A 13,112-nucleotide genomic window follows, 5' to 3' on the forward strand; every position below is an offset into this window, starting at 1 on the left:
GTTTACTTTTTAATTACAATTCAATCCATTGGTTGGTTTTTAAACTTTCAATAGCAGCAAATGAAGCTTTAGTCGTATTAACAATTTCTTCAAATGGAATCAAAGCCGGCCCACCATTTTTAGCCTGATTGATTAATTTATGAAATTGATCTTTATGTCCTTTGTCCAATTTTGTTTTTAATTTAGAAAAACCTTTAAACCCAAAGCCTTCAGTTACTCTAAAATTATCCATTATTAAAGTTCTTTCTTGTGAATACACCTCAACACGTTCTTTAGAATACGATTTTGAACCATTCGAAAAATAATTAATTACACCAGTTGACCCATTTTCATATTTTAGTAAGATAGTAGCATTATCTGTATTTTCCTCTGGGTTGACACCCATCGCATTCATACAAACCGCTTTTACTCTACTTCCTGTTAAATAGCTAATTAAATCGATAAAATGACAGGCTTCTCCAATGATTCTTCCACCACCAACTAACATATCATGCACCCAAACATTTGCTGGAATATCTCCTGCATTCATGGTAGCAATTATATTCATCTGTGAAGTTCCTAAAAGCGACTTCATTTTTTCAGCATGCGGAGAAAAACGTCTATTGAAACCAACCATAACCGTTTTACCAGACTTTTGTTGAGCAGCAATTACAGCTTCCAACTCTTCAGTATTTAAGGCTAAAGGTTTTTCAACAAAAACATGTTTTCCTGCTTCTAAACTTTTTACAGTCATTCCCGCATGTAGGTTGTGTCTTGTTGTTATTAAAACTAAATCTACTTCATCATCTTTTAATACGTCATCTACGTTTGTAGTAGAATGCGAAAAGCCATGTTTTTGAGCCATTGCAGTACCACTAACACCACCTTTACTAGCAATGTATTTATAATTAGCACCACTGCCCTTTAATGCAGGCAACATAGTCATTTTAGTAAAGTTACCCGATCCAATAACTCCAATAACTCCTTTTTGACCTGTATAATTGGCTTCTTTTAATTGAATTGTATTGCTTGGCACCACAACACTTTCATTATATTTTAATATCGAGGCAATCGATTTACTGGAACCAATCTCACCATAGATTTGCAAATAATTATCTAACGGAATTATTTCGGTGATCATTTCATTTACCTGAAGCTTTCCTGAAGATATAGATTGTAAAACGGCTTCAAAATTTCTTTTTTCTGTCCATCTAACAAAAGCCAAAGGATAATCTATTCCTCTATTTTCATAATTTTCATCATATCGTCCAGGTCCATACGAACAGGAAACCTGAAATGATAATTCTTTTTCGTAAAATTCAGCCCTGCTTAAATTTAAACCTATAACACCAACCAAAATGATACGTCCTCTTTTTCGTGACATTTTAGCCGCTTGTGAAATAATTTCATCCGTTTTTGCAGAAGCTGTTATTATAACTCCGTCAGCACCAATTCCATTAGTATTTTCTTCAACAAATTTTACAACATCTCCATTTCTTGGATTAAAAGGAATAATCCCCCACTGTTTCGCCAAAGCTAATTTGCTTTCATCAATATCTACACCAATAACCTTGCAACCATTGGCCACTAACAATTGAGCAGTTAACAATCCTATTAATCCTAAACCGGTGACAACTATCGTTTCAGCAAGTGTCGGGCTTAATAACCGAATTCCTTGCAAACCGATGGAACCTATAACCGTAAAAGCGGCTTGTTCATCAGACACATTATCAGGAATATGAGCTACCAAGTTTTTAGGAATAGATACAAATTCAGCATGCTGCCCGTTTGAAGCAACACGATCGCCTACTTTAAATTCACTCACCCCTTCTCCAACGGCTATTACTTTCCCTACATTACAATACCCTAAAGGAAGTGGTTCACCTAACTTATTAAAGACAGCTTCTAATGTTGGCATCAGCCCTTCTGTTTTAATCTTATCAAGAACTTGCTTCACCCTATCCGGCTGTTGACGGGCTTTAGATATTAGGTTTGATTTTCCAAACTCTACCAACATCCGCTCCGTCCCTAATGAAACCAAAGAACGGGTAGTTTGTATTAATACGGTTCCTCTAGCTACTTGTGGAGCGGGAACTTCTTCTAATATTGTTTGTCCCGTTTTAAAGGATTGTATGATTTGTTTCATTTTATTTATTTAAATAAGATTTTACAGCTCTAAATTTACCTGTATTTTCTCTTTCTATTTCATTAACATATTCAAAATTGACTTCCAGTTTTGGGCTTATTTTAGAGTGAACTATTTTTCTAAGTGCGTTTTCTTCACTTTCCAGATAACTTTCCCTTTTTACTATTCTTATAATTATTTCTCCCAATTTTTTCTGAACAACTTGAGCTTCTACAATATTAACAGTGTCTTTAAAAAGATAATCAAAGCGTAAAATTTTATTACCTTCAGGCGTTAGTACAAAATCTTCATTTCTCCCGTTTATTTTACTAATTGTTTTAGAATGTCTACCACACGAGCAGTTTGAATCAATCCAAGTAGCTGTGTCACCTACTTTATATCTTATAAAAGGCATTGCCAAGTTTGTAAACCCTGTAGCTAAAACTTCACCTGTTCTTGAGCCATCATCGTTAAGAATTGGATTGTGACATTCCAAAACACCATATTCAAAATCCTCATGAAATAAATCATTTTCACATCTTGACGCATTTCCACAACCTTCTGAAAAGCCATATTGATCCGTAACTAAACAACCAAAAACCTTAGAAATCTTTTCTCGTTGATAACCCAGTAGTGCTTCTGCGCCTGTAAATATTACCTTAGGAGACTGAGTGATTTTCAAACCTAATTCTTCTATTGAAGAAGCTATTGAAAATAATATGGATGGATAGCCAGCATAGTAAGCAAAACCGCCCTTATTTAAACGATTTACTATACTTGGTACTTTTTCAAGACTCATATGATGCATGGTAAATATTGTCTGCTTCATCGCCCAATTTTCACGCCAAAAAGGAGGACTGGACTGACTAATAGGCACAACAACCTGACCAGTAAAAGTCGCAAATCGATCAGATGGTTCAACTCCAAATCTAGCTCTATGCCTAAACCAAAGAGCCCACCGATATCTTACTGCATCCTGAGAGAAATTAAACTGCAGAGATTTCCCTGTACTTCCAGACGTGTGTGAATGCAAGACTTTACCTTTAAAATTTGGGTTTATTAGGTCTTTATAGTTATTTCTTACATCTTCTTTCGTAAGTATTGGTATGCGTTTTAAATCTTCAAGACTATTAATACTCTTTGCCGTTAAATTAATCTCCTTAAATATTCTTTTATAATAAGGAATATTTTCATCACAATAGCCAATCAGTTTCCGGAGTTGATCTAATTGATATGCTTCTATTTGCTTTTCACCGAACCATTCCGTTTTCTTCAAAAAGACATATGTATTTTTAAAATCCCCTCCTAGTCTAGAATTCATCTCATAAAAACCTTTTAGTGTACATGCAATATTTTGGCAACTTATTGGTAGCTTATTATATATTTTTTCTCTCATATTTTAATCTTAGGAGGATTCATTTTATTTTTTATTTAAAAAATTGTTGTTTACGATTTATTTGAATTTACTATCTACAAGAAATCAATATTATAGGTTGTCGTAAATTTTTAAAATTTCCTTAAAACTATTTTTAACTTCATATACTTGTTTATCGAGTACAAAGTCTAAAAATAATTTTTCTAGTTCTTCAAAATCACTGAACATAATTACTCCTTTAGGCCTATCAACAACATTCGTTGCAAAAACTGGCAAACCATAATACAATGCTTCTTTTACCGATAATGAATCTCCATCCATAGTTGTTGCCCTAATAAATGCACTGGAATTGCGCAGTATATTTATAAAATCATGACTTGAATTTATAATATAAACATTTGGAGGTATATTTATATTTTTTGATCTAAAAAAATCAAAATAAGTTCCAGATGAATCAGAAAATATAAGTCCATAATTTTTATTTTTTGAAAAAAAATTAATTAATTCAGAACCACAATAAATCTCATTACCCAAATTATCTGTTACATAACTACTAGCATTTGTTGCAAAAACTAAATCATATTTTTTTTTAAATATTTCTAATTGATATAATACCTCCTTTGATAAAGGCATAATTTCATCCTCTATAGGAGGTATAAATGCGCCAACTTGATAAACATTCTGCTTTTTATAATTAAGTGCATTTTTGAAACTAAAACTATTTAACACTATCGAAACGTTACAAATTTTTAAAGACAATACATCGAATAGGTTTTTATAATCATACTTCCCATGATATGTCACAATTACCTTTTTAAATAAAATTCTAAAGAAAAAAACAAAAAACAAACGATGTGCTTTTTTACTTAAATGTATATGAATAATTTTAGCTCTAAATATCTTTTTTAAAATACTTATTAAATTTCGTTCTTTCGAATAATCAAGAATTTCAGTAGAAATTCCTTCCTCTTTCAAAGAGTACATTAAACGCCGAACATGTATTGAAACTCCTCCTATTGGTGGAGGCGATTTTGCGAATTGTAGAATCATTAGTACTATTTAAATTTTCTAACTATACTATATAAATATTTTAATGTATTAACAATAACCAACAATTGTTGTTCAAGAAAGCTTGAATATTGTTTAGAAACTATAAAATTTTCTTTTAAAATAAATTTGGAATCACTTGTTTTTGAAAAACCTTCGCTTGCATCGCAAATTGCTATGCAAAATTCTTTCAGATACAAAAATTTTACTCCTTTATTTAACGTATAGTAAATAAAATCATAATCTGCATTGATTCTAAAATTCAAGTTGAAGGGTTTACTTTTAGCAAGTTCCGTTTTCACAAATTGACATTGATGACTTGAAGGAGGCCCCATCCAAATTAACCTTAACCTTCGTGCTGATAATCGTTTTATAATTTGTTTGTTTTTTGATAAAACATCCGAGTATATAACAGAAATTCCCTCTAAAGACTTTTGTTTTTCTATAAATATTTTCTCTAAAATAGTTGAATCACTAAATAGATCACCTGAATTCATATAAATAATCCATGCGCCTTTTGCTAAATCCGTACCTTTATTCATTGCGTCATATATTCCCTTATCCTTTCCTGAGATAATAGTTGCAATTTTATGTTTGTATTTATTTATTATATCAACTGTCCCATCGGATGAACCACCATCTATTGTAATATAATCTATATTACTGTATGTTTGGTTAATAACACTCTCAATAGTGTTTTCAATATTTGTTACATCGTTGTAAACAACTGTGACAATACTTATTAAAGGTAGTTTTAGATCTGGTGAGGCGGAATCTTTCATTTTTAGACGGATTATTATATCGTACTCGAATTTATTAGTTTTCTTTTATTAGTGAGTTTCAAACTAAAACTAATACTTACCCAAAAAAGTATTAAAAATGCTAAATTATTGAATTGGTTGTGTGATATTTCCATAATCAAATATAAAATAATCACTATCATGTACTTACGATCTCCTTTTTTATATAAATTCAAAATTGCCCAAAGAGCCAAACTATAGAAAGAAATTAGAAGTACGAAACCACCTTTCAGTAGCAGATGTGTGACACCATAATGCGCCACATTTGCTCCCAAATTTAAAGGAGTATCTACATCTTTCCAAAACCCAAATGTATGAGTTCCTCCAGCTCCTCTGCCAATCAAAAATTCCGTAAAGGTATATTCATCAAATAAATCAAAAATTTCAGAATTTCTTCCTCCACTCACGTCCTTATCTTCATTAAATCGAGAATACAAGTAGTCTGATTTCTCTTTAAGCACCTCATTATCTGAAAATGATCCTATATTCAAAAAAGTTACAATTACAAGAATGAGAATTATCACAATTTTAAATGACATCTTTTTCTGAAGCAAAAAAACTAAAAGGAAAGCTACAATCGGTATCATAAACATTCCCCGCGTTGCAGTTACTATACCAAAAAAAACCAACATTAGATTACCCACAATTACAGCGATTCTTACGTGCAATTTAAAATCAAATATAAAAGGAAGTAATAAAGGTGCAAATAGTAAAGGGTAAAACATTGCCTTCTCATTTACTCCGTTATCTGCTATTAAGCTTCTAGTTATATCAGCCGAAATATTAGCATATTTAAAAAAAACAAATAAAGTAAAGGGGATGAAAACAATTAAAAGCTTTGCCATGAATTCAGGAATCTTGCTTTTAAAACTGTAAAAAGCAGCATCAGAATTAAAAAACACGACCATAAACACAAAGCTCCATGATAGTATATCACCTAGGATATATTTTCCATAGTTACCTAATAAAAGACCCCTTAGAAAAAAAATTATAAAAATTATAAAGAACCACCGTAATACAGAAAGCGATTTACCTTTTTTCAAGCCAAAATATAAAACATATATTCCTAGAATTGGAGTAACAGCATATTGAATATATCTTAAACCAGGAATTAAAAAATCGAAATACGATGTAACCAGTGATAGTCCTATTAAGAATAGGATAATTTGTACTGTTTTTCGCTCGGCTTTCATGAGGTATAAATTCTGCATCAGTAAATTATTTTATCTTTTACTGATTGATTGATTAAATCATTATAGTTAGAAATTGCAGCTTTATACGAAAAAGTTCTTATAGCCATTTCTCTACATTGTTTTGACATCTCCATTTCCATTTCATTATCCATCGTTAAAATTCTAAATAAATTTTGAGCTAAAGAATGGGAGTCATATAATTCAGATAAATACCCTGTAATCCCACTATTTATTAGGTCAACAGCGACTCCAACGTTAAATGCCACAACAGGAGTTCCACACATAACAGCTTGATTTACCATTAATGGTCCTGAATCTTCAACGGAAGTTGATAAAAAAACTGAAGACGCTTGATATGCATTAATTAGCTTTTCTTCATTTAACAAAGAATGGTGATATATTGGAATTTCTATATTCGAAAACAGGTTAGTTGTTACATTTCCAGCAATTAAAATCGCATAATTATCTAAGTGAATTCCCTTTTCTAAAAAAATATTTTGCAAAATCCTGATCCCTTCTAAGAAATACTTTATCCCTTTTCTAGTATTGTTAATATTTGAGGCGCCATAAAAAATCAATTTTTTATCGGAAGGAATAGAAAAATATTGTTTGGCATAGTCTCGATCTGCTACTGAAAATTTTTTTTCATCAATAGGAAAGAGTATTTTATGAATTGTATTACTTTTAAATACAGCTGCATTTTTAGCCCTGTTAAAATCCATAATTGAACACGTTATCAATTCTAAATTCAATGGAATATTTAACTTTTTGGTCGCTAAATTCGCTTCAGCTTTACTCTTTAAAAAAGATAATTTAATGGCCGGACAGTTAGAACACGAAGAATGAAAACCTTCACAATCCCAAGGATAGTGACATCCACCTGTGAGTGGCGCGTTGTCCATCATAATCCAGAATATTTTTGCTTTTGTAATTGCTGCCAGTTCATTAATCATTTTTGAATTGACAAATCCCGTTATCCAATGTAAAAATATTACATCAGGAACAAAAGGAACAGCATTTAATATTTCTTTAGTAGAAATTTCGGATAAATTATCGTTGAGTTTAAAAAAAAAGTATTTATCTTTAAATATAAAGTAGCGATTTAGCACATACTTAATCCTACCTTTCTGTTTAGAAATAAATTTTACAAAAACATTGTCTTTTTTCTTTGCAAAAATTATCACATTATTATTTTCTACATTAGATTCTTTAACTAAAAGACGAGAGTCATAACCTTCATTATTAAACATTTCATTAAATATAAGAGATGCTTTTCCAGCCCCCCCCATATCCGTAAAAGCCAAATTCAAAATTTTAATTTTACGCATTCCAAATTCCTTTTGCACCATTAAAAATTAATTTCTTGTATTGTATTGGATAAATAAATGCTCCTAATAAGCTTACAATTATGTTAGCGATAAATATTCCGTTTAATCCTATTTCTTTTCCTAAAAAAATTGCCAGGGGTATATTTAGTAAAGCTGAAAAGATTCCAATAAAGAGTTGTAACTTAATTTTTCCAATCCCATTTAAAAAAGTGCTAAAAATACTGTTCCATGTATTTATTAGAGTCCATATTAGCACAAGAATTGACATCCAAAAGCTAATAACTACATTCTCACCTACCCATAAAGGATAAATCCAACTTGAAATAAAAAGCATAATTAAGCCTACCAAAACCAATACCCCCCAAAATTTAAAAAGTTTTTTCATTATATTTCTAATCCATCTATTGTCATTGTTGACCGATGCTTCTGTAAAAGCACTCCAAAATGGTGAAATAACAATTGAGAATAACATCATCAACACACTAAAATATTTAAAAGCAATATTGAAAGAAGTAACCTCTTTAGGTCCATAAAGTTGCGAAATAATTATGTTGTTTGTTTGGTATAATAAAATCGCAGCGATTTGAATTATGAAAAATTTTATTCCTAGTCCAAATAAACTCGGAATAACTTTTAAATCAATACTTTTATAGGAAGGTCTATACTCTTTATATGTACCACTAAAAAAAATAAAAGTTGAAATTATAAGAATTATGACTGGAGCAATACTTATAACAAAGCCTAAATATAAAAGTGAACTTACCGTACTTTTTAAAAGGAAAAACACAAAAGCTAATGAAAGTATATTGCCTAATAAGGTTAAAAATGCAGCTAAAGCTGGCCTTTGATCTGCGATGAGAATTGTAGTAATTAGTTTAAAAACGAAGTTTAATCCAAAAAACGAGAAAATAATAATTGCTAATAATTTTAATTCGTAAGATGAAACAATAGTTTGACTTACGTTTAGAATTAAATTCCAATCGATATAATTGCTTAAAGGAATAAAAATCCCGATTAAAACAATAATGATAATAGATAGTATAAAATATGTTGTGCTTACGAATTTTCGGGCTAAAGCAACATTATTTTGAGCTAAGGCTTCTGCAAATTTATTTCTAAGACCATTTCCAAAACCAATATCAAAAAAAGAAAACCAAGCAATTAGGGAACTTAATGTCACCCATATACCATATTTGACTGTGTCAAGATAATTAATTGTTAAACTAACCATTAACAGCCCTATAACTATATTAGCTCCGCGAATAAACACCGATGCTAAAATATTTTTTTTAGCTTGAACGCTACGTTTATTGCCTGCATCAAGCTTTAGAAGCTTATTAAAATCTATCATACTAAACATCATAAAAATCCAAAATACAATTAGTTATTTTTATTAGATCCACTTCTGCTAACTCATAAAACATTGGTAATCTTAAAAGCCTATCTGTATATTTATCAGCCTCCTCCAAAACAGGACGTTCTGAAAAATGTTCTAAATAATATTGGCTTTTATGCAAGCTCAAATAATGAAATACACTATAAATTCCATTATCTTTCAAGGTTTGAATAAGGCGATTTCTTTCCTCAATAGAATTACAGACAATGAAAAACATATGTGCATTGCAGGTAGCATACGAAGGAATTTCTGGTAGCGAAATTTTATCTTTCAAAGGTTTTAGTTTATCAAAATAGCTATTCCACAATGAAATTCTTTTCAATTGAATATCATTGATATTCTCTAATTGTGCATATAAAAATGCGGCAGTTGTTTCAGATGGCAAAAATGAAGACCCAATGTCTACCCAACCATATTTATTGACCTCTCCTCTAAAAAAAGAGGCTCTATTTGTTCCTTTTTCCCAAATAATTTCGGCCCGTTCAACAAATCTCTCATCGTTAATTCCTAACAAACCACCCTCTCCTGCAATTATATTTTTTGTTTCATGAAAAGAAAAAGCTGATAAATGACCTATAGTACCCAACGGTCTTCCTTTATAAAAACTATCAATAGCTTGAGCGGCATCTTCAACAACAAATAAATTGTACTTGCTTGCCAATTCCATTATTGGATCCATATCAACTGCAACACCAGCATAGTGGACCGGCACAATTACTTTCGTTTTATCTGTAATTAAAGCTTCTAATTTTGTGACATCTAAATTAGGAGTATCCCTTTCTGAATCTGCAAATATAACTTTAGCACCTTGCCTTATAAATGCTATAGCCGTGGACACAAAAGTATAAGATGGAATTATTACTTCATCACCCGGTTTTATATCTAATAATATTGCACACATTTCAAGTGCATCGGTACATGAGGTTGTTAAAAGTGTTTTTTTAAACCCGTACTTTTCCTCAAAAAAATGTTGACATTTTTTTGTATATTTTCCATTTCCGGATAATTTACCTGTATAAACGGCATCATACATATAATGCGCTTCCTTTCCTGTTAGATATGGTTTGTTAAATGGTATCATGATTCCAGTGATGATAAATATTAGTTAATGATTTTTCTTTGAATCCAGTTGCGAGGTAAAGTCCATTCGCAGGTAAGTTGTCTACTTGTGTAACAACTTGTATTTTATTAAATCCCCTTTTTTTAGCTTCAATAATTGTGTTTAAAATAATCTCTTTTGCAATTCCTTTACCTCTGTAATTTTTATCTACTGCAACAAGAGAAATATCCGCCAATTGATCATCTTTTTTTGATAGAGTTGCGAAACCTACGACTTTATTGTCAAGATATTTTACAATGATTTCTTGGGCTAATTTTTTATTTATAGAATTGTCAATCCATTCTTTATAGAGCTTTGAATATTCATTATTCCTGAAATTTTCATCAATATTAAACCTAGAGTATTCACCACTTTGCAGTGTGAGATCTAAAATATCATCATAATTTTTTCTATTATGTTGATAGTATTCAATTTTATTTACATTAGCATCTTTATTTATACTTAAAAACCCACTTATATCTTCGTTAATATATACTACCTTCTTATCCATTAACTTAAAATCTAAATTATTAAGTTGACTAAATATATAGACTAAATCATACTCTTGTGAAATATATCTAAATTGATTTAGACAATACTTATCATTTTGATTTATAGTGCATCTTCCAATTTTGAGTTTAAAAAATTGGCTATCCCAATCTAATTTTTCTATAAAAATCATTTTTAATAATTTAATTGCCTGCTATTAACCCAAAAAAAATCATAACAAGCTAATTTCTAGACATAATTTCAGTATTTTTTCTAAATTTAAACCATAACTACTTCTAATTAATCAGGAAGCTATTTCTATTAATTGACCTTTATCAATATATTTCATTTTAAACGCAACTTTTTCTAAACAGGCAATTTTCAATCCTATCCCTTTCTCAACAACCCTCACAAGTTCTAAAGCTTCAGTTAAAGCTCCATGCGTTGGAGTATCCAACCATGCATATCCCCTTTAAAAATTTGCATTTTTAACTTATTTTGCTCTAAATAAGACTGATTTACATATGTGATTTCCAATTCTCCTCTATGTGATGGTTTTACATTTTTTGCGATTTGAGCTACAGAATTTGGATATTATACAAGCCTAGCACTGCATAATTAAATTTAGGATTTTCAAGCTTTTCCTCCATATTTAAAACATTTGCATTTTCATAAAACTCAGCCACCCCATATCTTTTGCGATCAAGCATAAAACTGCCAAAAACTATTGACTTATTCTCTTTTTAAAGCTTTTAATGCATCTTTCAAAAGACTTTGTAACCCTGCGCCATAGAAAATATTAACTGCTAAAATTAGGCAAACATAATCCCCTCCAATAATAACTGCTTGTGCCACAGCATCGGGTAAAGGTTGTTGTGCATATTCAAATATAATTCCTAATTGACTTCCATTTTTTAATGATTTTTGAAAACTTGGCAATCCTGCAGTTCTTTATGTTGCGATAAAGGGTACTTTTTAACAAATGATTAATTTTCCATTCTGAAGTAGCAAAGGGATATATTTTTGATTTATTAATCTGTTTTATTTTTTGAATTTCACATTTAATTTTTAATTCCGTACCCCACAAAAATCCAATACCATTTTATCATCTGCAATATCAAGTGATTTAAACTCATTGTGCGCTACTAAGAACACAACAATGTCCGCCTTTTCAACAGCAATTTTATAATCTGATATTTTAAATACATGATGGTCTTCAATGTTGGGTTCAACAATATAATACTCTTCATCGTTTGCATCTTGCATCACTCTTTGTGCTATATATTTGGCAGGAGATTCCCTTAAATCATCAATATTGGGCTTGAACGCCAATCCCATTATCGCTACACTAGCTTTCCTTCCTTCTTTAATTTGAAATTCTAATTTAGCCGTTTTTACCTGCTCCGCACACCAAAAAGATTTGTAATTATTTATTTCTCTAGCTGATGCAATGATTTTAGATTCCATAGGATAATCAGCAACAATAAAATAAGGATCAACCGCTATACAGTGGCCACCAACACCACAACCAGGCTGTAATATGTTAACCCGTGGATGCTTGTTTGCTAATTTGATCAACTCCCATACATTTATATCCGCTTTTGCACAAATCAAAGACAACTCATTTGCGAAGGCTATCTGTACATCACGTGACGAATTTTCAGTAAGCTTACACATTTCAGCTGTACGTGCATTGGTAGCATGTAACTCCCCTTTAACAAACTGACGATAAAAATCAATTGATTTCTGAGTTGAAGCTTCGTCAACTCCACCAATCACTCTATCATTATGCACTAACTCATACATTACGTTCCCTGGCAATACTCTTTCCGGACAATAAGCTAAATGTATTTTTCCTTTTAATTCAGGCCTTTCATTGAAAATGAAATTCATCATTTTTTCTGTGGTTCCAATAGGTGAAGTTGATTCAATGATATACAAATCTCCTTCTTTCAAAAGTGGTAAAATTGCTACAGTAGCTGCTTGAACAAATGAAATATCCGGTTCGTTTCTTTGCTTAAAAGGAGTTGGCACCACAATTAAATACACATCGGCTTTAACTGGCTCGGTAGCAGCTTTTAGAAATCCAGCTGCGACTGCTTTTGCGACTGCTTCATCTAAACTCGGCTCTATAATATGTATTTTCCCTGCATTTATTGTGTCTACAACTTTTTGATTGACATCAACACCATGAACAGAAATTCCATTATTGGCTATTAAGGCAGAAGTGGGTAAACCAATATATCCTAATCCTACAGTTACTACTTTTTGATTATTCATA

At 31.0% G+C, this 13,112-nt stretch carries 11 protein-coding genes; all 11 read right to left on the reverse strand.

Annotation, left to right across the window (positions count from 1 at the left end):
* Positions 1-13: 13 nt before the first annotated feature.
* On the reverse strand, positions 14-2,125 hold the full coding sequence (locus tag HJ01_RS01575) for a bi-domain-containing oxidoreductase (protein WP_007136506.1): 2,112 nt from the start codon (positions 2,123-2,125) through the stop codon (positions 14-16).
* Position 2,126: 1 nt separating this feature from the next.
* Positions 2,127-3,500 (reverse strand): phenylacetate--CoA ligase family protein, encoded by a 1,374-nt coding sequence (locus tag HJ01_RS01580; protein WP_040473596.1) that lies wholly within the window; start codon positions 3,498-3,500, stop codon positions 2,127-2,129.
* A gap of 90 nt (positions 3,501-3,590) precedes the next feature.
* A complete protein-coding gene (locus HJ01_RS01585) occupies positions 3,591-4,529 on the reverse strand; it encodes a glycosyltransferase (RefSeq protein WP_007136508.1) in 939 nt (312 codons plus the stop codon).
* A 5-nt stretch (positions 4,530-4,534) separates the two neighbouring features.
* Positions 4,535-5,308 carry a glycosyltransferase family 2 protein gene (locus tag HJ01_RS01590; RefSeq protein WP_007136509.1) on the reverse strand — a complete coding sequence of 258 codons (774 nt, stop codon included), beginning with the start codon at positions 5,306-5,308 and terminating at the stop codon, positions 4,535-4,537.
* A gap of 14 nt (positions 5,309-5,322) precedes the next feature.
* Complete coding sequence (locus HJ01_RS01595; RefSeq protein ID WP_007136510.1) at positions 5,323-6,537, reverse strand: hypothetical protein; 1,215 nt, start codon at positions 6,535-6,537, stop codon at positions 5,323-5,325.
* On the reverse strand, positions 6,537-7,847 hold the full coding sequence (locus HJ01_RS01600; RefSeq protein ID WP_007136511.1) for a glycosyltransferase: 1,311 nt from the start codon (positions 7,845-7,847) through the stop codon (positions 6,537-6,539). The genes HJ01_RS01595 and HJ01_RS01600 overlap by 1 nt, the downstream gene beginning before the upstream one ends.
* Entirely contained in the window at positions 7,840-9,198 is a 1,359-nt protein-coding gene (locus tag HJ01_RS01605) for a lipopolysaccharide biosynthesis protein (protein WP_100208506.1), read from the reverse strand. Before HJ01_RS01605 ends, HJ01_RS01600 begins: the two co-directional genes overlap by 8 nt.
* Position 9,199: 1 nt before the next feature.
* Positions 9,200-10,324, reverse strand: coding sequence for a dTDP-4-amino-4,6-dideoxygalactose transaminase (gene rffA, locus HJ01_RS01610; protein WP_040473598.1), 1,125 nt, complete (start codon positions 10,322-10,324; stop codon positions 9,200-9,202).
* Complete coding sequence (locus tag HJ01_RS01615) at positions 10,311-11,024, reverse strand: GNAT family N-acetyltransferase (RefSeq protein WP_040473599.1); 714 nt, start codon at positions 11,022-11,024, stop codon at positions 10,311-10,313. The genes rffA and HJ01_RS01615 overlap by 14 nt, the downstream gene beginning before the upstream one ends.
* A 539-nt stretch (positions 11,025-11,563) precedes the next feature.
* Positions 11,564-11,770, reverse strand: a complete 207-nt coding sequence (locus HJ01_RS17095; RefSeq protein WP_007136517.1) for a sugar phosphate nucleotidyltransferase — start codon at positions 11,768-11,770, stop codon at positions 11,564-11,566.
* 129 nt (positions 11,771-11,899) lie between these two features.
* Complete coding sequence (gene wecC, locus HJ01_RS01625) at positions 11,900-13,111, reverse strand: UDP-N-acetyl-D-mannosamine dehydrogenase (protein WP_007136518.1); 1,212 nt, start codon at positions 13,109-13,111, stop codon at positions 11,900-11,902.
* Position 13,112 lies beyond the last annotated feature (1 nt).

The sequence above is a fragment of the Flavobacterium frigoris PS1 genome (assembly GCF_000252125.1).
Taxonomy (GTDB): domain Bacteria; phylum Bacteroidota; class Bacteroidia; order Flavobacteriales; family Flavobacteriaceae; genus Flavobacterium; species Flavobacterium frigoris_A.